14 protein-coding genes are annotated in these 24,165 nt (G+C 74.0%); 10 read left to right on the top strand and 4 right to left on the bottom strand.

Annotated elements, in window-relative coordinates:
• Nucleotides 1-86: 86 nt before the first annotated feature.
• The 5 genes from ACF073_RS01230 to moeZ all read left to right on the top strand — a co-directional run bounded on the left by ACF073_RS01230 (nt 87) and on the right by moeZ (nt 6,440).
• Nucleotides 87-1,802, top strand: a complete 1,716-nt coding sequence (locus ACF073_RS01230; RefSeq protein WP_392065708.1) for a DUF3492 domain-containing protein — start codon at nt 87-89, stop codon at nt 1,800-1,802.
• Nucleotides 1,803-1,972: 170 nt separating this feature from the next.
• Nucleotides 1,973-3,322, top strand: a complete 1,350-nt coding sequence (locus tag ACF073_RS01225; protein WP_392065706.1) for a hypothetical protein — start codon at nt 1,973-1,975, stop codon at nt 3,320-3,322.
• A gap of 185 nt (nt 3,323-3,507) precedes the next feature.
• Nucleotides 3,508-4,467, top strand: a complete 960-nt coding sequence (locus ACF073_RS01220) for an NAD-dependent epimerase/dehydratase family protein (protein WP_392065704.1) — start codon at nt 3,508-3,510, stop codon at nt 4,465-4,467.
• Nucleotides 4,455-5,198 carry a spherulation-specific family 4 protein gene (locus ACF073_RS01215; protein WP_392065702.1) on the top strand — a complete coding sequence of 248 codons (744 nt, stop codon included), beginning with the start codon at nt 4,455-4,457 and terminating at the stop codon, nt 5,196-5,198. Before ACF073_RS01220 ends, ACF073_RS01215 begins: the two co-directional genes overlap by 13 nt.
• 63 nt (nt 5,199-5,261) lie before the next feature.
• Nucleotides 5,262-6,440 carry an adenylyltransferase/sulfurtransferase MoeZ gene (gene moeZ / locus ACF073_RS01210; protein ID WP_392065700.1) on the top strand — a complete coding sequence of 393 codons (1,179 nt, stop codon included), beginning with the start codon at nt 5,262-5,264 and terminating at the stop codon, nt 6,438-6,440.
• Nucleotides 6,441-6,513: 73 nt separating this feature from the next.
• On the opposite strand, the gene ACF073_RS01205 is transcribed toward moeZ, so the two are convergent.
• From ACF073_RS01205 to ACF073_RS01195, 3 genes are all read right to left on the bottom strand, one after another.
• Nucleotides 6,514-8,070 carry an alpha/beta hydrolase gene (locus ACF073_RS01205; RefSeq protein WP_392065698.1) on the bottom strand — a complete coding sequence of 519 codons (1,557 nt, stop codon included), beginning with the start codon at nt 8,068-8,070 and terminating at the stop codon, nt 6,514-6,516.
• Between the two features lie 215 nt (nt 8,071-8,285).
• Nucleotides 8,286-9,833 carry an alpha/beta hydrolase gene (locus tag ACF073_RS01200; protein ID WP_392065696.1) on the bottom strand — a complete coding sequence of 516 codons (1,548 nt, stop codon included), beginning with the start codon at nt 9,831-9,833 and terminating at the stop codon, nt 8,286-8,288.
• 75 nt (nt 9,834-9,908) lie between these two features.
• On the bottom strand, nt 9,909-12,947 hold the full coding sequence (locus tag ACF073_RS01195; protein ID WP_392065694.1) for a lysylphosphatidylglycerol synthase domain-containing protein: 3,039 nt from the start codon (nt 12,945-12,947) through the stop codon (nt 9,909-9,911).
• 162 nt (nt 12,948-13,109) lie between these two features.
• On the opposite strand from ACF073_RS01195, the gene ACF073_RS01190 reads away from it, so the two are divergent.
• The 5 genes from ACF073_RS01190 (at nt 13,110) to nudC (ending at nt 23,666) form a co-directional block, all read left to right on the top strand.
• Nucleotides 13,110-13,496 (top strand): MGMT family protein, encoded by a 387-nt coding sequence (locus tag ACF073_RS01190; protein ID WP_392065692.1) that lies wholly within the window; start codon nt 13,110-13,112, stop codon nt 13,494-13,496.
• 257 nt (nt 13,497-13,753) lie between these two features.
• Complete coding sequence (locus ACF073_RS01185) at nt 13,754-17,362, top strand: ATP-dependent helicase (RefSeq protein WP_392065691.1); 3,609 nt, start codon at nt 13,754-13,756, stop codon at nt 17,360-17,362.
• Between the two features lie 93 nt (nt 17,363-17,455).
• A complete protein-coding gene (locus ACF073_RS01180) occupies nt 17,456-21,112 on the top strand; it encodes a UvrD-helicase domain-containing protein (protein WP_392065689.1) in 3,657 nt (1,218 codons plus the stop codon).
• A 53-nt stretch (nt 21,113-21,165) separates the two neighbouring features.
• A complete protein-coding gene (locus tag ACF073_RS01175; RefSeq protein WP_392065687.1) occupies nt 21,166-22,569 on the top strand; it encodes a dipeptidase in 1,404 nt (467 codons plus the stop codon).
• Nucleotides 22,570-22,721: 152 nt separating this feature from the next.
• The gene (gene nudC / locus ACF073_RS01170; protein ID WP_392065685.1) at nt 22,722-23,666 is read left to right on the top strand and encodes an NAD(+) diphosphatase; all 945 of its coding nucleotides are present in this window, start codon (nt 22,722-22,724) and stop codon (nt 23,664-23,666) included.
• A gap of 95 nt (nt 23,667-23,761) precedes the next feature.
• Here nudC and ACF073_RS01165 read toward each other — a convergent pair whose 3' ends face one another.
• A complete protein-coding gene (locus tag ACF073_RS01165; RefSeq protein ID WP_356819894.1) occupies nt 23,762-24,004 on the bottom strand; it encodes a mycoredoxin in 243 nt (80 codons plus the stop codon).
• Nucleotides 24,005-24,165: the final 161 nt, after the last annotated feature.

Below are 24,165 nucleotides of genomic sequence, written 5' to 3'. Positions count from 1 at the left end.
ACCACCGCCTTGGCCCCTTACGTTCTTCCCGCTGTGAGCCGCCGGGACAACGGCGGCTCCCCAGACGGGAGATCGGGGGTGCACACGTGCGCATAGGACTGCTTACGGAGGGTGGCTATCCGTATGTGAGCGGTGACGCCGGGCTCTGGTGCGACCGGCTCGTGCGCGGGCTCGAACAGCACGAGTTCGACGTCTACGCGCTCAGCCGCGGCCGACGCCAGGGCGCCGAGGGCCGCGCCCCGCTCCCACCTCAGGTCAAGCGGGTGCGCACGGCGCCGCTGTGGACGGCCGAGGACGACGGGGTCGTGTACGGGCGGCGTGCGCGCCGGCGCTTCGCCGAGCACTACGGCGACCTGCTCGCGGCCGTGTGCGCCGGAGCCGGCGCGGAGGCCGCTTCCCGGGGCGCGTCCGCGTCCGGTGATCTGGCGGACCGTTTCGGCAGTGCGCTGTACGGACTCGCCGAACTCGCCCGTGAGGAGGGCGGACTCGTCGGCGCCCTGCGCTCCGACACCGCCGTACGCGCCCTGGAGCGCGCCTGCCGCGCCCCTGACGCGCCGCGCACGGCGCACGAGGCGCGCGTACCCGACCTGCTCGCCGTCGCCGCCCACCTCGAACGCGCCCTGCGCCCCCTCTCCCTCGACTGGTACGGCGACGACGGTCTCGGCGCCGCCGACCTCTGCCACGCCACCACCGGCGGCCCCGCCGCCCTCTGCGGGCTGCTCGCCCGGCACTTCTGCGACGTACCGCTGCTCGTCACCGAGTACGGCGTGCGGCTCCGCTCGCACTACCTGGCGCTCGGCCCCGACGCCGCCGCCCCCGCCGTACGCGCTCTGCTCGCCGCCTTCCACGGCCGCCTCGCCGCCGAGGTCTACCGCGGGGCCGAGATCCTCACCCCGGGCAACGCGCACGCCCGCCGCTGGCAGGAGCACTGCGGCGCCGACCGGGCCCGGATCCGCACGGTCCACCCCGGCATGGCGGCCGACCGCTTCAGCGAGGTCGGCGAGTCCGCTGACCGGGCCGACCCGGACACGCTGGTCTGGGTCGGGCGCGTCGAACCCGCCAAGGACCTGGTGTCGCTGCTGCACGCCTTCGCCGAGGTGCGCAAGGAGGAGCCCAGGGCCCGGCTGCGGATCGTGGGCGCCCCCTCCGGCGCCGGGGGCGCGGCCTACCTCGGCCACTGCCGGGCGCTCGCCGCACAGCTCTTTCCGGACGAGGCCGAGGGCGCCCACGACGTCGGCGACAACCCCGTCTCCTTCGAAGAGATCGGCGCACCGGAGGCACCGACGCTGCCCGAGGCGTACGCCGCCGGCGCGGTCGTCGTCCTGTCCAGCGTCGTGGAGGGCTTCCCGGTCAGCCTGGTCGAGGCCATGTTCTGCGGACGGGCCACCGTCTCCACCGACGTGGGCGCGGTCGTGGAGGTGATCGGCGGTACGGGCCTCGTCGTGCCCCCGCGAAACCCCAGGGCGCTCGCCGAGGCGTGTGTGGCGTTGCTGCGTGACCCCGAGCGCCGTGCGCGCCTCGGTGCCGCCGCGCGCGCCCGTGCGCTCGAACTGTTCACCGCCGAGCAGAACATCGCGGCATTTCACGGCATTTACCTGGAGATCGTCTCGCACTGCCCGGTCCGCCGGGTCGTCCTGGACGAGTCGGGCGAGCCCCTGCCGTTCGCCGCCCCCGCCGAGTCCCGCGTCCCCGGCCGCTGGACCGGCCACACGGCCCGCGCCCTGTCCCGCCCCCTCCCCGGGTGGGCCTCGAACACCCCGGTCCGGGCGACCCCGCTGGCGGCTGCGGAGGGTACGCGATGAGCGACGTGGACAGCTGGGCCGTGGACGGGGGGATCGGTGCCGGGCGGGTTGAGGCGAGCCATGTTGATCACGGTCATGTCGATGCGGCACCGGTTGATGCGGCACGTGTTGACTCGGTTCATATTGATTCGGGCTTCGTTGACTCCGGCTTGATCGGCTCCCGTCCCGGGATGCCCAGTGGTGCCGATCCATGGGACGTGCGCTCGGGGGAGTGGCTGACGGGCGCGGCGGACGACATCGGCGGCGCGGGCGCGTTCAGGCCGCCCGCCGCTGTCGGGCAGGCTCCCGCGCCGGCCGCCGGACCGCCGGCCGCCGCCGTCGGACAGACCGCCCGGCACGCACCCGCACCGGCCGCCTCCCACATCGTCGCGGACACCGCGACGGACGCGGGGGCCGGGCGCGGGCGTGCCGCCGGAGTCAGGCGCGGGTCAGGTGACCCGGTGAAAGCACTGCTGCACCGGCACCGCGAGCTGTGCGAGCGGGCCGTGGACCCGTTGGAGATCGCCGCGGGTCTGGAGGCGCACGGCGTCACCGACCGGACCGCCGCCCGCTTCCGTCACCGGGACGTGTTCTCGCTCGCCGAGGAGCTGTACGCGCGCGTGCCGCGCGACGCCGGACCGCGCCCGGAGCCCGCGCCCCTGCCGGAGCCCCGCGTCCGCGCCGACTGGGTCCTGCTCACCCTGCTGCCCGGCCTGCTCGGCGCCGCCTCGGTCGCCTGCGTGCGCCTGAGCCACGGACACCCCCGTCAACTGGCCGCTCTCGGCGGCCTCCTCGCCGTCGCCCTCGCCACGCGCGCGGCACTGCGGCACGGCCCCCTCGCCGGCCCGCCCGGCACGCGCACGTGGCGCACCGCGGCCGGCACGCGCGTATGGACGCTCTGGCTCCTCGGCTACGCCCTCGCCGGTGACGGCCTCCTGCGCGCCGTCCTGGCGGGCGGCCCCGACGCCCTGCCCACCGGAACCCCGGACGGCCCCTGGCCCACCGCCACCGCGCCCTTCCTGGCCCTTCTGCCGGCCTGCGCGCCGGCGGCCTGGGCGGCCCACCTCCTCGCCGCCGGCGCCCGCCGCAGGCTCGCCGGCAGCCGGGGCCTCGAAGACTTCACGGCCGCCGTGACACCCCTGCTGCTCGGCACGTTCACCCTGTTCCTCGGCGCCCTCGCCGCCCTGCTCGCGCTGTGCGGTGCCGTCCTGCACGAGCCGGCGGCCTATCCGCAGGCCCTCACCCTGGGCGCCCTGCTCCTGCTCGCCCGCCTGCTCACCGTGCACCGCCACGGGCACGCCCCCGCCCTCGCGCTGGGCGCCGCCGCGGCCACGGAGGCGGCGGCCCTCGCCCTGCCCGCGGCTGCCCGGCTGCCCGGCTGCGCCTTCCTCGCGGCGCCCGTGGAAGCCCTCGTCGACGCCTGGGGCGAGGCCGTCGTACCGGCCCTCGCCTGCGGCGTCGCGGCCCTGGCCCTGCTGTGGCACGCAGGCCGCACCCTCACCCGGGCCTCGGCCCACGCGCCCACGGGAGCACCCGACTGAACCTCGCCCACCGGCCCGGCCCGCCGCCGGAGGCACCCGCACCACCCCTCTGAAGGAGAACACCAGATGACCACCTCCCGACCCGGAGCGTCCCGAGCCGCCGGAGCCGCCGGAGTGTCCGGAGCAGCCGCAGGAGCCGTCGAGACGGCCGGTACCACCGGCGCGCACACCCCGGGAGCCGCCCGATGAGGGTCCTGCTGATCGGAGCCAACGGATTCATCGGCCGCTTCGTGGCCGACCGCCTGCTCGCCGACCCGGCCGTCCAGCTCACCGCGCTCGGCCGCGGCGACGACGCCGACGTCCGCTTCGACCTCGCCACCGGCAGCCCGGGCGCGCTCACCCGCTTCCTCGACGCGGTCCATCCCGGGGTCGTCATCAACTGCGCGGGCGCCACCCGCGGCGGGGCCCGCGAACTCACCCGGCACAACACCGTCGCCGTCGCCACCGTCTGCGAGGCGCTGCGCCGCAGCGGGTGCGGTGCCCGTCTCGTGCAGATCGGCTGCGGCTCCGAGTACGGCCCCAGTCAGCCCGGGTCCTCCACGGCCGAGGACGCCGTACCGCGCCCCGGCGGCCCCTACGGCGTCAGCAAGCTCGCCGCGACCGAGCTGGTCCTCGGCTCCGGCCTGGACGCCGTCGTCCTGCGCGTCTTCTCGCCGGCCGGACCCGGCACCCCGGCCGGCTCCCCGCTCGGCCGGCTCGCCGAGGCCATGCGCCGCGCCATGCAGTCGGGCGACGGCGAACTCAAACTCGGCGGCCTCGGCGTGCAGCGGGACTTCATCGACGTACGCGATGTCGCGCGGGCCGTGCACGCGGCCTCGCTCTCCGCCGCGCAGGGCGTGATCAACATCGGCTCAGGCCGTGCCGTCCGCCTCCGGGACGCCGCCTCCGTCCTCGCGCGCGTGGCCGGATACGGCGGTGCCCTGCACGAACTCGACGCCCCGCCCGGGCCGCTGCGCGCCACCATCGGCCACCCCCGCGCGGAGTCCGAGCACGCGGGCCCGATGGCGTACCCCTACCCGGACGGCTGCGGCTCCTGGCAGCAGGCCGATGTGCGCACCGCGCGCGACCGGCTCGGCTGGCGGCCCCGCATCAACCTCGAAGAGTCCCTGGCCGACATCTGGATGGAGGCGGCGTGCCGCATCTGACCAGCACCACCACTACCACCGGCACCGGCATCCGCACCGCCCTCGGCGTCCCGGGCTACGCCCACCCGCTCGTGGCCCCCGCCCAGTGGGCCGAACTGACCCGCCCCGGCACCCCGCTGGACTGGGTCGTCCTCAACGTCGCCGCGGGCCCCGGCAGCCGCCCCGACCCGCACTGCCTGGGAGCGGCGGCCCGGCTGCGCGCGGCCGGCGTCCGCATCCTGGGCCATCTGGACCTCACCTACGGCGCCCGGCCCTTCGGCGACCTGCTCTCCGACGCCCACCGCCATCTCGACTGGTACCGCGTCGACGGCTTCTTCCTGGACCGCTGCCCCGCGGAGCGGACCGCGCTCCCCGAGGTCCGCCGCGCGATCACCGCGCTCCGGGCGATCGGCGACACCGCCCATGTCGTCCTCGGACACGGCCGTCACCCGCATCCCGGCTACGCCGAGAACGCCGACCAGCTGGTGACCTTCCGCGGACCCTGGTCCGACTACCGCTGGTCGCAGGCGGCCGAGTGGACCGCCGACTATCCGCCGGACCGGTTCTGCCACTTCGTGCACGGTGTGCCGCTCGGCCACCTCGACGAGGCGCTGCGGATCGCCCGCTGGCAGGGCGCCGCGACGATCTACTTCACGGACCGCACCGGCGGCGGGCGCAGCGATCCGTGGGAGACGATGCCCGGCTACTGGGACGACATTGTCTCGCGTGTCGAAACAGGTGTCTCGGAATGAAGAAGGCCGTGGCAGTGTTACGAGGAGAACAACTGTAGTGATTGACCGACCAACGGAGTCCCCGTGTCGTTGCCACCCCTGGTCGAGCCGGCTTCCGAGCTCACCGTAGACGAGGTCCGCAGGTACTCCCGCCACCTGATCATCCCCGATGTGGGCATGGACGGGCAGAAGCGGCTGAAGAACGCCAAGGTGCTCTGTGTGGGTGCCGGCGGCCTGGGTTCGCCGGCGCTGATGTACCTGGCCGCCGCGGGCGTGGGCACCCTCGGCATCGTGGAGTTCGACGAGGTCGACGAGTCGAACCTGCAGCGCCAGATCATCCACAGCCAGTCCGACATCGGCCGCTCGAAGGCCGAGTCCGCGCGTGACAGCGTCAAGGGCATCAACCCGTACGTGAACGTGATCCTTCACGAAGAGCGGCTCGAAGCCGAGAACGTGATGGACATCTTCAGCCAGTACGACCTGATCGTCGACGGCACCGACAACTTCGCGACCCGCTACCTGGTCAACGACGCGTGCGTGCTGCTGAACAAGCCGTACGTGTGGGGCTCGATCTACCGCTTCGACGGCCAGGCGTCCGTCTTCTGGTCCGAGCACGGCCCCTGCTACCGCTGCCTCTACCCGGAGCCCCCGCCCCCCGGCATGGTCCCCTCCTGCGCCGAGGGCGGCGTCCTGGGCGTGCTGTGCGCGTCCATCGGCTCCATCCAGGTCACCGAGGCGATCAAGGTCCTCACCGGCATCGGCGAGCCGCTGGTCGGCCGTCTGATGATCTACGACGCCTTGGAGATGCAGTACCGCCAGGTCAAGGTCCGCAAGGACCCCGACTGCGCGGTCTGCGGCGAGAACCCGACCGTCACCGAGCTCATCGACTACGAGGCCTTCTGCGGCGTCGTCTCCGAGGAGGCCCAGGCGGCGGCCCTCGACTCGACGATCACTCCCAAGCAGCTCAAGGAGTGGATCGACGAGGGCGAGAACATCGAGATCATCGACGTCCGCGAGCCGAACGAGTACGAGATCGTCTCCATCCCGGGCGCCAAGCTGATCCCGAAGAACGAGTTCCTCCTCGGCACCGCCCTGGGGGGCCTGCCGCAGGACAAGAAGATCGTCCTGCACTGCAAGACGGGTGTCCGCAGTGCGGAAGTCCTCGCGGTCCTGAAGTCCGCGGGCTTCGCCGACGCGGTCCACGTCGGCGGCGGCGTCATCGGCTGGGTCAACCAGATCGAACCGGACAAGCCGGTCTACTGACCAACCCCCTTCGGCGGGCCGCGGAGCTGCTCCGCGGCCCGCCGTCGTGCTGCGGCCACCGCGCCCCCGGCCGTCAGGAGCAGACCTTGCCGTCCTTCGGCACCGCTCCCCTCAGCAGATAGGCGTCCACCGCCGAGTCGACGCAGTCGTCGCCGTGGCCGTACGCCCCGTGCCCCTCGCCCTTCCAGGTGAGTTCGACGCCGACACCCCGGCCCAGCTCGTCGGCCATTCTGCGGGCGCCCTCGTACGGAGTGGCCGGGTCGCCGGTGTTGCCGACCAGCAGGATCGGCGCCGCACCCGGGGCGCCGACCTCCGGGGTGTCGTACTGGCCCGGCACCGGCCAGCCGTGGCACCAGCCCGCCGTGTCCCAGGCCAGGAAGTCCCCGAACACCGGCGAGATCCGCTCGAAGTCCGCCAGCCGCCGCTTCGTCTCGGCGAGCGCCGGCCGCTGCTTGTCGTCCAGGCACGATATGGCCCGCTGGGAGTGGGACATCGTGCCGTAGTGACCCGAGGCGTCCCGGTCGTTGTATCCGTCGGCGAGTGCCAGCAGCTCCGAACCGTCGCCCTGCTGCGCCGACTTGAGCGCGCTGGTCAGTCTCGGCCAGCTCGACTCGCTGTACAGCGGCAGGATGATCCCGGTGACCGCGAGCGTCTCGGTCAGCTTCCGCCCGGACGACGTCGGCAGCGGTTCGGCGTCGAGCCGCTTCAGCAGGCCCGCTATCTTCCGTGAGCCCTCATCGGGATCCTGGCCGGTGGACTTGAGGTAGTCGTCCAGCGCCCGCTGGAAGCCGCGGGCCTGGTTCTCTGCGTGGCCCACCGTGTCCGCCGTGGGGTCGACCACCGCGTCGAGCACCAGCCGGCCCACCCGCCGCGGGAACAGGTGGGCGTAGACGCCGCCGAGTTCGGTGCCGTAGGAGATGCCGAAGTAGTGCAGTTTGGCGTCGCCGAGGACCTGGCGCATCAGGTCCATGTCGCGTGCCGTGTCGGTGGTGGACACATGGGCCAGCAGCGGTCCCGCGGCCTGCCGGCACCCCTGGCCGAAGGCGGCGGCGTCCGCGAAGTACGCCTTCTCCTCGGCCGGGGTGTCCGGTGTGGCGTCCAGGGTCTCGGCGGCGCCGATCTCCCGGTCGTCACGGCAGCGGACGCCCTCGCTCGCGCCGGCCCCGCGCGGGTCCCAGCTCACCAGGTCGTAGCGCTCATGAAGGGCGGAGACCGAGCCCTCGAAGTACGGCATCGTCGACACCCCGGAGCCGCCGGGGCCGCCGAAGTTGAACAGCAGCGAGCCGATGCGGTGGCCACCGGTGGCCCGCGCGCGGATGAGAGCGAGACCGATCGTCCGGCCGCCCGGCTCGGCCCAGTCCAGCGGCACCTCGAGTGTCGCGCACCGCCATGCCCCGCTGGGCGCGGTGGAGTTCCCGGCGGCCTTGCACCGCCGCCAGTCCAGGTGCTGGGAGGTGAGGGAGGACGGCAGCGCTGCCGGGGCCGGCGCGGCGGTGGCACGGGATGCCGGTGGGGGAGCCGAACCGGCGCCCTTGCCCTCGTCCTTCTTCCCGCCGCCGGACGAGCCTCCGCAGCCGGCGAGCAGCAGCCCCGCCGCCAGCGCGGCCGTCCACCACGGCAATCGCATCATGCGCACCCCCCTGACAGGCCCGCCGCGTCGTGCCGCGCCGGGCGTTCAGGCCATGGTAGGCGTGCGCGGCCTGGTCCGTTTCGGCCTGTGGATAACCCTCTGACCTGCGACTTCGCCCGATTCGGGTCGTCAGGATCCGCCAGGGGCACAAGGATCCGTCAGGTGCGGCAAGATCCGCCAGGGGCACAAGGATCCGTCAGGCGCGGCAGGATCCGTCAGGAGCAGACGAGCCCGGCCTTCGGCACCTTCCCGTTCAGCAGATAGCCGTTCACCGCGCTCTGCACGCACTTGTTCTTGCTGTCGTACGCGCCATGGCCCTGGCCCTTGTACGTCAGCTGGACGCCGACGCCCTTGCCGAGCGCGCTCACCATCTTCCTCGCGCCCTCGTACGGGGTGGCCGGGTCGCCGGTGTTGCCGATGACGACGATGGGCGCCGCTCCCGGCGCGCTGACGTCGGGATGGTCGGCGGCGCCCGGCACCGCCCAGTCGGTGCAGCTGACCATGCCCCAGGCCATGAAGTCCCCGAACACCGGGGAAGCGGCGCGGAACTGGGGCAGTCTCCGCTCGACGAAGTCCACGTCGTACCGCGGTTTCGCGTCGGAGCAGCTGATGGCGGTGTTCGCCGCCAGGAGGTTGCTGTACTCGCCGTTCTCGCTGCGGCCGTTCAACGAGTCGGACAGCAGCATGAGGATCTTGCCGTCGCCGTCGTACGCCTCCTCCAGGCCCTCGGTCAGGTACTCCCAGAAGTCCTTCGAGTACAGGGACTGCGCGATGCCGTTGGTGGCGGCGGTCTGGGTCAGCTGGCGCGGGGGGATGCCGGGGATCGGCTTCTTCTCCAGGTCGGCGAGGAGCTTCATGATGCGGTCCTTCACGTCCTGCGCGGTGTCGCCGAGCGGGCAGTCCGTGGCCTTCGACGTGCAGTCCTCAGCGAAGTTGTCGAGTGCGAGCTGGAAGCCCTTGGCCTGGCCGAGCGCTCCCTGCTCGGGGGTCTGCGTGGGGTCCACGACGGCGTCGAGGACGGCCCGGCCGACGTGCCTGGGGAACAGGTGGGCGTAGACGCCGCCGAGTTCGGTGCCGTAGGAGATGCCGAAGTAGTGCAGCTTGGCGTCGCCGAGGACCTGGCGCATCAGGTCCATGTCGCGGGCCGCGTCCGTGGTGCGCACATGGGGCAGGACCGGCTTGGAGTTCTTCTCGCAGGCCGCGTTGAACTGCTTGGTGCGCTTCAGGAGCTGGACGCGTTCGGCGCCGGTGTCCGGGGTCGCGTCCTGCTGGAAGTACACGTCGAGCTGGGCGTCGCTCTCGCACTCCACCGGTGCGCTGCGGCCGACCCCGCGCGGGTCGAAGCTGACCAGGTCGTAGCGGGTGCGCAGGGTGGTGTAGTCGGTGCCGAACGCCGGCAGCGTGGTGACACCGCTGCCGCCGGGGCCGCCGAAGTTGAACACGAGCGAGCCGATCCGCTTGCTCGCGGGGCCACTGGTCCGGGCGCGGATCAGGGCGATGTCGATGGTGTCGCCCTTCGGCTTGCTCCAGGTGAGCGGCGCCTTCATGGTGGCGCACTGCCACGGGGTGCCGTTCGGCAGCGGTGACGGTGCGCTGCCGCCGCCCTCCGCCTCGGACGGGGCCGGGCAGTCCTTCCAGTCCAGCTGCTGAGCCGTGAGGTCCCCGTCCTCGGGGCTGTCGCCGCCGCATCCGGCCAGTGCGGCGGCGAGCAGGACAGCGGTGGTGGTCAGCGCGGCGGCACGCAGCCGGGAGGGGTTCGCCATAAGCCCATCGTGGCGGCGCGCACGCTGGGGCGCGCGGGGCGCGGGCCGTACGAGGTACGCGGCCGGCGCCGGCGGCTACAGGGCTCCCTTGCGGCTGAGGTGGTTGAAGGCCAGCCAGCCGGGCAGCACCGGCAGCCAGAGGGTCAGCAGCCGGAACAGCAGGACGGCCGGGGCGGCGACCTCCTTGGGCAGGCCCACCGCGATCAGACCGACGGTCAGGGTCGCCTCGACCGCGCCGACGCCGCCGGGGGTGGGCGCCGCGGAGCCGAGCGCGTTGCCGGCGAGGAAGACGACGGCGACGCTGGCGATGCTGAGCGACACCGAGCCGTCGCCGAAGGCCCGGATCGAGGCGTCCAGGCACATCACGAAGCAGGCGGTCAGCAGGAGCATGCCGCCGATGCCGGTGACGAGCTTCTGGGGCCGCTGGAGCACGTCGAGCATGCGCGGGACGACACCGGCGAACAGCGACCTCACGCGCGTGACGACGAATTTCCGCAGGAACGGCACCGAAGTGACCACGAGGACCAGCACGGCCACGGTCAGCAGGCCCGCGATGACCGTGCGGGACGGCGACAGCGACGGTGTCTTCTCGGTTCCGGTCAGATAGCCGAAGGACAGCAGCATCAGGATGTGGCAGCCGAGCCCGAACAGCTGCGAGGCGCCGACGCTCGCCACCGCGAGCCCCGGGCGCACGCCGGCCCGCTGCAGGAAGCGGGTGTTGAGCGCCACACCGCCGACCGCGGCCGGTGCCACGATCTTCACGAAGGACCCGGCGACCTGGGCCGCCACGGTCCGCGGGAACGGCACCCGTTCCGGCACGAACCCCAGCAGGGCCATGGCCGCGGCGACGTAGCTGAGCGCGGAGAACAGCACCGCCGCGGCCACCCAGCCCCACTGGGCCTGCGCGAACAGCTTGCCGAACTCGATGTGCGTGAGCTGCGTCAGCAGGTAGTACGCGCCGATCGCACCGGCGATGAAGCTGATCAGCGTCCGCGGCCTGATCCGCTCGAGACGGGCCGGCTCCACCGGCGCCTGGGGCCTGATCCGCAGCACCTCGTGCCGGATCTGGGTGAGCAGATCCTCCTCGCGGGCCTCGTCCAGCGCCTCGTCCATCGCCCGCTTCTGGGCGCGCTGCTCGGCGCGGACGGTCTTCTTGTCCGGCTTCTCGAGAACGGTCTCGGCCGTCTCGGACGCCTCCTCCAGACGGGCCAGCTTGGCCTGCCGGGACGCTTCGAGCACCGCCTCGCGTTCCCGCTCGGCCCGCTCCCGGGCCAGCCGGCGCAGCGTCGAGCGCGTGGAGCGCGTCAGCGCGATCGGCTGGAGCATCGGCAGACAGTCGGCGACCGCGTCCGGCCCGAGCACCCCGACCGCCGAGGCGACGGCCCGCTCGGCGCCGACCCGCAGGCCGAGCGTGGTGACCAGCTGGGCGACGTCCATACGCAGCAGCAGCTCACCGGCCGCGATCTCGCCGCCGCGCAGCTCGGTGAGGATCACCCTGCCGGAACGATCCACCAGGATCGCGTCGCCGGCCAGCCTGCGGTGCGCGATGCGCCGCGACTGCAGTGCCTGCACCTGGTGCCAGGTGCTGCGCAGCAGCTCGTCGGTGATCTCCTCGTCGGCCAGCGAGTCCAGCGTGCGCCCGCCGGTGTGCTCGTAGACGAGCATGACCGCGTCGGGGCCGAGTTCGGAGGTGGCGATCAGCTTGGGCGCGTTGGCGCCGGCCGCGATCGCCGCGTAGGCCAGCAGCGCCTCCTGCTCCAGGGCCTGGCGCAGCGACTGGAGGCTGGAGCGAGTGGCGAAGCCGCGCAGGGTCAGATTGCGCCACGCGCGGTAGAAGAAACCCTGTGCCTGCTGTTCCCGGTCCACGACCGTGACGTCCAGCGGCGGGCCGTCCTCCAGGGTGACGAAGTAGCGCCGGCCCCGGTCGCCGTTCTCCGACTCCCCGGCCTCCTCGCGGGCCGCGCTGACGGGGTGGAAGCCGACGTACCTGAGGCCCGCCATCAGGGTCTGGCCGGTCGGGCGGACGTTGGGGGAGCCGACCGCGTACAGGGTGCCGTAGGCGATGGTCCAGCCGATCAGGACCGTCAGGATGATCGAGAAGGGGGTCGTGTAGCCGGTGACCAGCATGGAGAACGCGTCGAGCAGCAGCACGATCCACAGCACCGCGCGCCATCTCGGTCTGCGGGACATGCCGACGGCCGTCATATAGGCGATCACGGGCGCCAGATAGCCGTGCACCGGGTCGGTCAGGGCGTGGATGTCGCCCGGCGAGGGCTGGGTGAGCGCCTCCTGGATCGAGTCCGGGGCGGCCTGGGCGACCCACAGGTCGGTGGCGAGGGTCACTCCGTGGGCCAGGACGGCGGCGAGGACGCCGTCGGCGATGCGCAGCCCGTCGCGCTTGATCAGCCGTTCGATCGCGAAGGCGACCGGCACCAGCAGGATCGCGATGCTGGACGCCAGCCCCGCGATCTTGATCAGCAGGTCGGGAGCCTGGCCGGTGCCCTTGTTGATGTCCTGTTCGAGGCCCGAGGTGGTGCCGTGCGCGAACGCGGCGATCGCGAGCAGCACCACGATCGCGAGCACGCCCACCATGAGCCGCATGAGGTCGGAGGGGCGGTGCACGCGCGCGGGGAGCAGCGGTTCGTCGCCCTCCACCTGCTCGGCGTGGGGGTCGTCGGCGGCGCACTGATGCCGATCCGGGGGCGCCTTGTCGGAGCCGGGCGCCGTCTCCGGGCCGGGTGCCTTCTCGGCGGCGTCCGCTTCCGATCCGGGTGCCCTCTCGGCGGCGTCCGCGTCGTCGCCACGCGCGTGCGTGCCGTCGTTCTGGTCGGCCTCGGGGCCGCCGGCCTCGGAGCCGCCCGCGCGCGCTTCCCGCGCGCGCGTGCCGTCGTCCTCGCGCGGACCGGCGTCGTCCCGCTTCTCCGGGCCGCCGCCTTCCCGCTTCTCCGGGCCGCCGCTCTCCTGCTTGGCCGGACCGGGGTCTTCCTGCTGCGCGCCGGTGCCGCTCTCGGCGGCGCGGGCGGTGTCCGGGCGCGCGGAGGCGTCAGGGGTGCCCGCCGTTCCTTCGGGGTGCACGCCCTGCTCCTTCGTGGTCTCTTCGTGGTCTCGTATCACCAGTCACCGCCCGCACGATGGTGGCATGCCCCACCGGCACTCACGGTCATCAGGGTGCGGATGCGCGGGCGCACAGTCTGCCGGAAGGACCGGCCGGGGGCGAGAGGACCGTTGCTGACGGTTCCCGCCGGGACGTCCGCGGGGTGCGGCAGGATGGGGTGGATGAGCGAGCAGAGCCCTCCCGAAAACGCCCGTGAGGGGTACGCGGACGAACTGCCGGAGTACGCCGAGCGGGTCCTGGACGTCGCCGAGCGCATTCCGCCGGGCCGGGTCATGACCTACGGCGATGTCGCCGAGTGGCTGGAGCAGGGAGGCCCGCGCCAGGTCGGCCGGGTGATGGCCCTCTACGGAGGCGCCGTCCCGTGGTGGCGGGTCGTACGCGCCGACGGCGCGCTGCTGCCCGGACACGAGCTGCGGGCGCTCGCCCACTACCGCGAGGAGGGCACCCCGCTGAAGCAGGCGGGCAGGAGCACCGAGGGGCATCTGCCGCGGCTCGACATGCGACGGGCCCGGTGGGACGGCGGTGCGGACGCGGAGGGTCACATCTGACAGCTTCCGCCATGGGATGCCGCCAGGACGGGCCTGTGATCCGTTCGGGGGACACGGGGGACGTCCGTGGCATGCCGTACGTTCGTGAGGTGTGGGTCGCGCGTGACGTGCGCGCCGCGAGGGAAGAACCGGAAGCCCTGCTTCCGGCCGGAGCGGCGGCGTAGCGTCGAGTGCACGTGTCCCCCTCATCCCGCGGTCACCGCCTCGCGCGCGTGACCGCCTGTCCACCAGCGCAACCACCAGGACCGGCCGATCACGTGAGCTCCTCCTCCTCCACCAGGCGCCTGCCGCACCTTCCGGTGCGGCAGGGGAGTCGTGGCGCTTACCGACTGGTCCGTACCCCACCGGCGATCGGGCATCCCCCTCGTCTGGACGCCGCGCAGCGCGCCGTGGTTGACCACAAGGCCGGACCGCTGCTCGTCCTCGCCGGCCCCGGCACCGGCAAGACGACCACCCTGGTCGAGTCCGTGGCAGCGCGGATCGCCCGGGGCGGTGACCCCGCGCGGATCCTGGTGCTGACGTTCAGCCGCAAGGCCGCCGTCGACCTGCGCGACCGTATGGCCCGGCGCATCGGCGCGGCCCGCGCGCCCAGGGCGACCACGTTCCACTCGTACTGTTACGCCCTGGTCCGCGCCCACCAGGACGCCGGCCGGTTCACCGAGCCGCTGCGCCTGCTCTCCGGCCCCGAGCAGGACGTCACCGTCCGCGAGCTGCTCGCCGGCCAGCCCGAGCTGGAGCGGCTGGGGCTGACCCATGTGCGCTGGCCGGACGAACTGCGCGCCTGCCTGACCACGCGCGGCTTCGCCGACGAGGTCCGCGCCGTCCTCGCCCGCAGCCGCGAGCTGGGCCTCGGCCCGGACGCCCTGGACGCCTTCGCGCGCCGTATCGGCCGCCCCGACTGGCGGGCGGCGGCCGCTTTCCTCGCCGAGTACCTCGACACGCTCGACCTCCAGGGCGTGATCGACTACGCGGAGCTGGTCCACCGCGCGGTCCTGCTCGCCCGCCGGCCGGAGACCGCCGCACGGCTCGCCGCCCAGTACGACGCCGTGTACGTCGACGAGTACCAGGACACCGACCCCGCCCAGGTCAGGCTCCTGGACGCCCTGGCGGGCCAGGGCCGCACCCTGGTCGCCTTCGGTGACCCCGACCAGTCGATCTACGCCTTCCGGGGCGCCGACGTGAACGGCATCCTCGACTTCCCGGCGGCCTTCCCGCGCGCGGACGGCCGCCCCGCCCCGGTCGAGGTGCTGCGCACCTCCCGCCGCTCCGGTGCCGCCCTGCTGGCCGCGACCCGCGTGATCACCCAGCGCATGCCGCTGCCCCGGCTGCCCGCCGACAAGGTCCGCGCCCACCGCGAGCCGAGTCCCGTACGGGACGGCGGCCGGGTCGAGGCGCACACGTACCCGACGGCCGGCGCGGAACTGGACAACATCGCGGACATCCTGCGCCGCGCGCACCTGGAGGACGGCGTCCCCTGGCGCGACATGGCCGTCCTGGTGCGCGCCGGCGCCCGCAGCCTGCCCACCCTCCGCCGGGCCCTGACCGCCGCCGGCGTCCCCCTGGACATCGACGGTGACGACCTGCCGCTGCGGCACGAGCCGGCGGTGGCACCCCTGCTGACGGCCCTCCGCGCGGTGGCCACGGCGGAGGCCGGGGCCCGCGAGGAGCGGTCGGCGGCACGGACCGCCCAGGACGGGCCGGTCACGGACGAGGCGGCACCGATCACGGAAGAACCGGCCGCGTCCGAGGCCGAGGCCGCGTCCGAGGGCGACGGCGCCGGGGCACCGACCGACGGCGCCGGGGCACCGACCGGCGACGCCGGGGCGCCGGCCGGCGGCGTCGTGGCATCGGCTGTGGACGCCGGGGCAGCGGCCGGCGACGGCGCGCAGGCGCGTCCCGCGGCGGCCGGTGAGCCGGGCACGCCCGCCGTGGGCCAGGCCGAGAACACCGGCACGCGGTCGGCCGACGCCCCGCAACCGGCCCCGGGCACTTCCTGGCTCGGTACCGAGACCGCCCTCACCCTGCTCGCCTCCCCGCTCGCCGGCATGGACAGCGCCGACCTGCGCCGTCTCGGACGTGCGCTGCGCGAGGAGGAGCGGGTCGCCGGGAACCCGCTGCCGCCGCCGTCCGACGAGCTGCTCGCACGGGCGCTCGCCGAGCCCGAACGCCTGGCGGTGCACGACCCGGCCTACGCGCGCGGGGCGCAGCGCCTCGGCGCGCTGTTGCGCAAGGCCCGTGAGCGCCTCGCGGGCGGCGGTACGGCCGAGGAGGCGCTGTGGGACCTGTGGGAGGGCACGCCGTGGCCCGCGCGCCTGGAGCGGTCCGCGCGGCGCGGCGGCGCGGCCGGCCGCAACGCCGACCGGGACCTGGACGCCGTATGCGCGCTGTTCGCCACCGCCGCGCGCGCCGAGGAGCGCACCGGAGGCCGGGGCGCCCTGAACTTCCTGGAGGAGATCGAGGCCGAGGACATCGCCGCCGACACGCTCACCCGTCGCGCGCTGCGCCCCGACGCCGTCCGCGTGATGACCGCGCACCGCGCCAAGGGCCTGGAGTGGCCGCTGGTCGTCGTCGCCGGGGTCCAGGAGGGGCTCTGGCCCGACCTGCGCCGCCGCGGCTCGCTGCTGGAGGCCGACCGCATCGGCCGCGACGGACTCGCCGAGCCGCTGACCCCGGGCGCGCTGCTCGCCGAGGAGCGCCGCCTGTTCTACGTCGCCGCCACGCGCGCGCGTGACCGCCTCGTCGTCACCGCCGTGAAGGCACCGGCCGACGACGGCGACCAGCCCTCCCGGTTCCTGACCGAGCTGGGCGTCGAGCCGAAGGACGTCACCGTACGCCCCCGCCGCCCGCTGTCCGTCGCCGCGCTCGTCGCCGAGCTGCGCGCGACCACGGTCGACCCGCGTGTGTCCGACGCGCTGCGGGAGGCCGCCGCACGCCGGCTCGCGCGGCTCGCCGCCCTCGCCGACGAGGACGGCCGCCCGCTGGTGCCGTCGGCGCACCCCTACCGCTGGTGGGGCATGTTCGAGCCGACCGAGAGCCAGGTGCCGCTGCGCCACCGCGACGAGCCCGTGGTGCTCTCCGGCAGCGCCCTCGACCAGCTCGCCAACACCTGCGCGCTGCAGTGGTTCCTGGGCCGCGAGGTGAAGGCCGACGCCCCCGCCACCACCGCGCAGGGCTTCGGCAACGTCGTCCATGTCCTCGCCGACGAGGTCGCCTCCGGCCGCACCCCCGCCGACCTCGACGCCCTCATGGAGCGCCTGGATTCCGTGTGGAACGCGCTCGCCTTCGACGCGCCCTGGAAGTCGCAGCAGGAGAAGGACAACGCGCGCGCGGCGCTCGAACGCTTCTTGAACTGGCATGTGCTGAACCGGGCCGGCCGCACCCCGGTGGCCAGCGAGCAGGACTTCGACGTCACCCTGGAGGCCGGCGACCACCGGATCCGCATCCGCGGCCAGATGGACCGCGTGGAGACGGACGCCGAGGGCCGCGCCTACGTCGTCGACTTCAAGACCGGCAAGCAGGCGCCCACCGCGCGCGAGGTGGAGCGGCACCCGCAGCTCGCCGTCTACCAGCTCGCCGTCCGCGAAGGCGCCGTGGACACGGCCTTCGCCGACGTGCGCCCCGAACCCGGCGGCGCCGAACTGGTCCACCTCAGACAGGGCGCCGCCAAACGGGACGGGGGCGACAGCCTGCCCAAGGTGCAGCCCCAGGAGCCGCTGGCGGGGGAGTGGGTCGGCGAACTGCTCGCCACTGCCGCCGGCAAGGTGCTCGACGAGCGGTTCACGCCGAGCACCGGCCAGCACTGCACGCACTGCGCGTTCCGCGCCTCGTGCAGCGCGCGCCCCGAGGGCCGGCACGTAGTGGAGTGACGTACGGCACCACCCCTGCCGACCTGCGCTTCTTCGGTCCCGGACGGCAGCGGCGCGCTCGACTGTCAGTCCCCGCCGCTAGCCTCTTTCGACATGTCCCCCCGCATCAGCGACCCCGAGCAGCTCAAGGAGCTTCTCGGCATCCCGTTCACCCCGGAGCAGACGGCCTGCATCATCGCGCCGCCCGCCCCGCAGGTGATCGTGGCCGGTGCCGGGTCGGGCAAGACCACCGTGATGGCGGCCCGCGTGGTCTGGCTGGTCGGCACCGGACAGGTCGCCCCCGAGCAGGTCCTCGGCCTGACCTTCACCAACAAGGCCGCCGGCGAGCTGGCCGAACGCGTCCGCAAGGCGCTGATCAAGGCCGGTGTCACCGACCCCGACGTCATCGACCCGGACAACCCGCCGGGCGAGCCCGTCATCTCGACGTACCACGCCTTCGCCGGCCGGCTGCTCACCGACCACGGCCTGCGCCTCGGTCTTGAGCCCACCGCGCGCCTGCTGGCCGACGCCACCCGCTACCAGCTCGCCGCGCGCGTGCTGCGCGAGGCCCCCGGCCCCTATCCGGCGCTGACCCGCTCCTTCGCCGACCTCGTCAGCGACCTGCTCGCCCTCGACTCCGAGCTCGCCGAACACCTCGTCGACCCGCAGGAGCTGCGCGCCTGGGACACCGACCTGCTGCACACCCTGGAAGGCGCCAAGCTCACCAACGCCGACCTGCGCAAGGTCCCGGAGACGGCCGCGGCCCGCCGGGAACTGACCGACCTGGTCCAGCGCTACCGGACGGCCAAGCGCCGGGGCGACCTGCTCGACTTCGGCGACCAGATCGCCCTGTCCGCCCGCCTCGCCCGCATCCCCGAGGTGGGCCGCCTGCTGCGCGAGGAGTTCCGCGTGGTGCTCCTGGACGAGTACCAGGACACCTCGGTGGCGCAGCGCGTCCTGCTGGCGGGACTGTTCGGCGGCGGCACCGGCCACCCGGTCACCGCGGTCGGCGACCCCTGCCAGGCCATCTACGGCTGGCGCGGAGCCTCCGTCGCCAACCTGGACGACTTCCCCCGCCACTTCGCCCTCGCCGACGGCCGGCCCGCCCCCCGGCAGGCGCTCAGCGAGAACCGCCGCAGCGGCGGGCGCCTGCTCGACCTCGCCAACGGCCTCGCCGCGCCCCTGCGCGCCATGCACGCGGGCGTGGAGGCCCTCCGCCCGGCCCCGGGCGCCGAGTACGACGGCACGGTCCGCTGCGCCCTGCTGCCCACCCACGCCGAGGAGATCGACTGGATCGCCGACTCCCTCGCCCACCTCGTGCGCACCGGCACGCCCGCCGGCGAGATCGCCGTACTGTGCCGGACCGCGACCGACTTCGCCGAGATCCAGGGCGCCCTCGTCGCCCGCGACATCCCCGTCGAGGTGGTCGGCCTCTCCGGGCTGCTGCACCTGCCCGAGATCGCCGACCTCGTCGCCGTCTGCGAGGTCCTGCAGGATCCCGGCGCCAACGCCTCCCTGGTGCGCCTGCTGACCGGACCGCGCTGGCGCATCGGCCCCCGCGACCTCGCCCTGCTGGGCCGCCGCGCCCGCCTGCTGGTCGCCCACGCGCGCGGGGGCGACCCCGACGACCCCGACCGCCGGCTCGCCGCCGCCGTGGAGGGGGTCGACCCGTCCGAGGTGATATCGCTCGCCGACGCCCTCGACACGTTTCTCGAAACGCCCATGGAGGGCTACGGCGAAGACGACCGGCTGCCGTTCTCCCCGGACGCGCGCGTGCGCTTCGCCCGGCTCGCCGCCGAGCTGCGCGACCTGCGCCGCTCGCTGTCCGATCCGCTCATGGACGTCCTGCACCGCGTCCTCGCCGTCACTGGCCTCGAGGTGGAGCTGTCGGCGTCCCCGCACGCGCTGGCCGCCCGCCGCCGCGAGACCCTGTCCAACTTCCTGGACGTCGCCGCCTCCTTCGCCGCGAGCGACGGCGAGGCCACCCTGCTCGCCTTCCTCGGCTTCCTGCGCACCGCCGCCCAGTACGAGAAGGGGCTCGACAACGCCCTGCCCGGCGGCGAGAACACCGTCAAGGTGCTCACCGCGCACAAGTCCAAGGGCCTCGAGTGGGACGTCGTGGCCGTCCCCGGCCTGGTGACCGGCACCTTCCCCAGCGCCCAGGGCCGCGAGAAGTGGACCGCGCAGGCCAAGGTGCTGCCGCACGCCCTGCGCGGCGACAGCGCCACCCTGCCCGACGCCGCCGGCTGGGACGCGCGCGGCATGAAGGCTTTCCACGAGGCCATGAAGGACCACCAGCACACCGAGGAACTCCGTCTCGGCTACGTCACCTTCACCCGCCCCCGCTCGCTCCTGCTCGGTTCCGGCCACTGGTGGGGGCCCAGCCAGAAGAAGCCCCGCGGTCCCTCCGACTTCCTCCAGGCCCTGTACGAGCACTGCGCCGCCGGGTACGGCGAGATCGAGGCGTGGGCGGACGAGCCCGCCGAGGACGCGGGGAACCCGGCCCTGCACGCGGCCACCGCCGACCAGGTGTGGCCGCTTCCGCTGGACGCCGCGGCCCTGGCCCGCCGCCGCGCAGCGGCCGAGACCGTCCTCGCCCACCTGGACGCCCTCGCCGCCCGCCCCGAGGGCCGCCCGGCGCCGCACGACCCGGCCGGCGCCGAGCACCCGGACTGGCCCGCGCCCCCGGAGGAGGACCCGTACGGCGAGGACCCGTACGGCACAGACCCGTACGGCGAGGACCCGTACGGCACCGACCCGTACGCCGAGGACCCGTACGGCACGGATCCGTACGCCGAGGTACCGGACGGGGACTTCCCCCCGGAGGGCGACGTCACCGCGGAAGGCGGCTTCCCCTCCGAAGAGCACCGCCCTTCCCAGGGTGACTTCTCTCACGAGGAGGACTCCCCGTACCCCGCGGACACCCTCGGCGAGACACCCGCCGACACGGCCGCCCCCGCCGGCTGGGACGACCGGAGCGCCGCGCGGCCCGCGATCCCCCACCAGGCGCCCGCCCCGCCGAGCCGCCCCCGGCCCGCCGGCCCGCCGGTCCCGGCCTTCCTCGCCCCCGAGGAGGCGCGTGCCGTCGCCTCCTGGGACCGCGACCTGGACGCGCTCACCGGGGAGCTGCTGCGTGCCCGGCAGAGCGTCCTGGACGTCCCCCTGCCCGCCACCCTCACCGCGTCCCAGCTGCTGCGCCTCGCCGAGGACCCGGACGGGCTCGCACAGGAGCTCGCGCGCCCCATGCCGCTGCCCCCGCGCCGGGCCGCGCGCCGGGGCACCCGGTTCCACGCGTGGGTGGAAGCCCGCTTCGAGGCGCTGGCACTGCCCCTGCTGGAACCGGACGAGCTGCCCGGCGGCGACGCGGAGATCGCCGACGAACGCGACCTGGAGGCCCTGAAGGAGGCCTTCGAACGCACCGAGTACGCCCACCGCACTCCGTACCGGGTCGAGGCCCCCGTCCAGCTGGCCCTCGCCGGCCGTGTCGTCCGGGGCCGCATCGACGCCGTCTACCGGCACGGCGACGGCGACGGGACGACGTACGAGATCGTCGACTGGAAGACGGGCCGCACCCGCACCGCCGACCCGCTCCAGCTCGCCGTGTACCGGCTGGCCTGGGCCGAGCAGCAGGGCGTGCCCCCCGAGTCGGTCACGGCCGCCTTCCTGTACGTGCGCAGCGGCGAGGTCGTACGGCCCGCGGGCCTGCCGGACCGGGCCGCGCTGGAGCGGCTGCTCACGGGAGAGACGGAACGGTCACCGGAGGCGACCTGAGTGTGACGAACCGCCCTCCGACGCTGTCGGTGCGGGCGGATAGGCTCGTGAGCATGAGCCAGACCCCGGACAGCGCCGTCCGCGCGTACATCGAGCAGCACCGCGCCGCCTTCCTCGACGACCTCGTCGCATGGCTGCGCATCCCCTCCGTGTCGGCCCAGCCCGACCACGCGCCCGACGTACGGCGCAGTGCCGACTGGCTCGCCGCCAAGCTCCAGGAGACCGGCTTCCCCACCGCCGAGGTCTGGCAGACCCCAGGAGCCCCCGCCGTCTTCGCTGAGTGGCCCTCGGGCGACCCGCAGGCGCCGACCGTCCTCGTCTACGGCCACCACGACGTGCAGCCCGCCGCCCGTGAGGACGGCTGGTCCTGCGACCCCTTCGAGCCGGTCGTCCGCGAGAACCGGCTCTACGCGCGCGGGGCGGCCGACGACAAGGGCCAGGTGTTCTTCCACACACTCGGCGTCCGCGCCCACCTCGCCGCCACCGGCCGCACCGCGCCGGCCGTCAACCTGAAACTGCTGATCGAGGGCGAGGAGGAGTCCGGCTCCCCGCACTTCCGGGCCCTGGTGGAGGAGCGGGCGGGGCGGCTCGCCGCCGATGCCGTGATCGTCTCCGACACCGGCATGTGGGCCGAGGACACCCCGACCGTGTGCACCGGCATGCGGGGCCTCGCCGAGTGCGAGATCCGGCTGCACGGCCCCGACCAGGACATCCACTCCGGTTCCTTCGGCGGTGCCGTGCCCAACCCGGCCACCGCAGCCGCCCGCCTGGTCGCCGCCCTGCACGACGAGCACGCGCGCGTGGCGGTCCCCGGCTTCTACGACGGCATCGTCGAGCTGACCGACCGCGAGCGCGAGCTCTTCGCCGAGCTGCCCTTCGACGAAGAGCGCTGGCTGAGCACCGCCAAGTCGTACGCCACCCATGGCGAGGCCGGGCACACCACCCTGGAGCGCATCTGGGCCCGCCCGACCGCCGAGGTCAACGGCATCGGCGGCGGCTACCAGGGCCCGGGCAGCAAGACGGTCATCCCGTCCAGCGCGATGGTGAAGCTGTCCTTCCGGCTGGTCGCCGGGCAGGACCCCGACCACATCGAGAAGGCCGTCCGCGCCTGGGCCGCCGAGCAGGTGCCCGCCGGGATCCGCTACGAGATCGACTTCGGCTCGGCCACGCGCCCGTGCCTGACCCCGCTGGACCACCCCGCGCTGCAGTCCGTGGTCCGCGCCATGGGCCGCGCCTTCGAGGGGCCGGTCCGCTTCACCCGCGAGGGCGGCTCGGGACCCGCCGCCGACCTGCAGGAAGTCCTCGGTGCCCCCGTGCTCTTCCTCGGCATCTCCGTCCCCTCCGACGGCTGGCACGCGCCCGACGAGAAGGTCGAGCTCGACCTCCTCCTCAAGGGCGTCGAGACCAGCGCCTACCTCTGGGGCGACCTGGCCCGGAACTGGCGTCCCGCACCCTGACCGACCGGTGCCGCGCGGAAGGGCACCGCGCGCGGGGCACACTGGAAAGACCGCCCCGCACGCCCCGCCCACGCCCGGCCCGTGCCCTCCCGGCCCACGTCCCGTCGAACCGCCCGCCGAAAACCGCTGTACTGGGGGAGTTGGAAGTACCCGTGACCACCTGGACCGACCACACAGCCGACCGACCCATCTCCCTGACCGCCCCGAGCGGCGTCGACCGCGCGGCCCACCACCGGCTGGACGAGGCCTGGCTCGCGGCGGCGTGGAGCCACCCCACGACCCGCTGTTTCGTGGTCTCCGGCGGCCAGGTGCTGATCGACGAGACTCCGGACGGCCGGACCGAACTCGTCATGACCCCCTCCTTCGAGGCCCCGCTCACCGAGGCCCACCGCTACTTCCTCGGCACCGACGAGGACGGCGTCAGCTACTTCGCGCTGCAGAAGGACTCGCTGCCCGGCCGCATCGACCAGTCCGCGCGCGCCGCCGGGCTGCGGGAGGCCGGCCTGCTGCTGTCGCCGCGCGACGTCGGGCTCATGGTGCACGCGGTCGGCCTGGAGAACTGGCAGCGCACCCACCGCTTCTGCTCCCGCTGCGGCGAGCGCACGGTCATCGCGGCGGCCGGCCACATCCGGCGCTGCCCGGCCTGCGGCGCCGAGCACTACCCGCGCACCGACCCGGCCGTGATCATGGCGGTCACCGACGAGGAGGACCGCATCCTCCTCGGCCGCCAGGTCCACTGGCCCGAGGGCCGCTTCTCCACGCTCGCCGGATTCGTCGAACCCGGCGAGTCCATCGAGCAGGCGGTGCGCCGCGAGGTGTCCGAGGAGGTCGGCGTCACCGTCGGCCAGGTCGAATACGTCGCCAGCCAGCCGTGGCCCTTCCCCTCCAGCCTGATGCTCGGCTTCATGGCCCACGCCACGTCCACCGAGATCGACGTGGACGGCGACGAGATCCACGAGGCCCGCTGGTTCTCCCGCGAGGAGCTGCACGCGGCCTTCGAGGCCGGCGAGGTGCTGCCGCCCTACGGCATCTCCATCGCGGCCCGCCTGATCGAGATGTGGTACGGCAAGCCCCTGCCGACGCGCAGCTTCGTCTGAGCCGTGCGGTGCCCCCGATGTGGGGCAGGACACAGCAGGGCGGCCCCGAGAGATCGGGGCCGCCCTGTCCGGCTACCGCGGGAATCCGCGGAGCGTCACGCGGCGAGCTTCTGCTTCACCTGAGCCAGCGACGGGTTGGTCAGCGTGCTGCCGTCCGCGAAGAGCACGGTCGGAACCGTCTGGTTCCCGCCGTTCGCCTTCTCCACGAACGCGGCGGACTCGGGGTCCTGCTCGATGTTGATCTCGCTGTACGCGATGCCCTCACGGTCCATCTGGCTCTTCAGCCGCCGGCAGTAGCCGCACCACGTCGTGCTGTACATCGTCACAGTGCCCTGCATGTCTCTCGCTCTCCTCAGGCAGCTCGGAAAAGTCGTCCGGGAAGAGAACGTAAGCGACCGGCCCGGCCATTCCCGCCGGGGATACTCACCTCCGGCCACTTCCGGATGTGACACCCGCCGCAACGACGGCTGTGACACCTGCCGCATTAATACGACTGCGA

It is taken from the genome of Streptomyces sp. NPDC015171 (assembly GCF_043079545.1).
GTDB lineage: Bacteria > Actinomycetota > Actinomycetes > Streptomycetales > Streptomycetaceae > Streptomyces.
The sequence above is the reverse complement of the archived record's forward strand: the minus strand, read 5'-3'. Positions and strand labels throughout refer to the sequence as shown.

Coding starts and splice junctions, on each gene's coding strand:
- ACF073_RS01225 (WP_392065706.1), top strand. CDS start 1,973: ATGCCCAGTGGTGCCGATCCATGGGACGTGCGCTCGGGGGAGTGGCTG.
- ACF073_RS01220 (WP_392065704.1), top strand. CDS start 3,508: ATGAGGGTCCTGCTGATCGGAGCCAACGGATTCATCGGCCGCTTCGTG.
- ACF073_RS01205 (WP_392065698.1), bottom strand. CDS start 8,070: ATGATGCGATTGCCGTGGTGGACGGCCGCGCTGGCGGCGGGGCTGCTG.
- ACF073_RS01200 (WP_392065696.1), bottom strand. CDS start 9,833: ATGGCGAACCCCTCCCGGCTGCGTGCCGCCGCGCTGACCACCACCGCT.
- ACF073_RS01190 (WP_392065692.1), top strand. CDS start 13,110: ATGAGCGAGCAGAGCCCTCCCGAAAACGCCCGTGAGGGGTACGCGGAC.
- ACF073_RS01180 (WP_392065689.1), top strand. CDS start 17,456: ATGTCCCCCCGCATCAGCGACCCCGAGCAGCTCAAGGAGCTTCTCGGC.
- ACF073_RS01175 (WP_392065687.1), top strand. CDS start 21,166: ATGAGCCAGACCCCGGACAGCGCCGTCCGCGCGTACATCGAGCAGCAC.
- ACF073_RS01165 (WP_356819894.1), bottom strand. CDS start 24,004: ATGCAGGGCACTGTGACGATGTACAGCACGACGTGGTGCGGCTACTGC.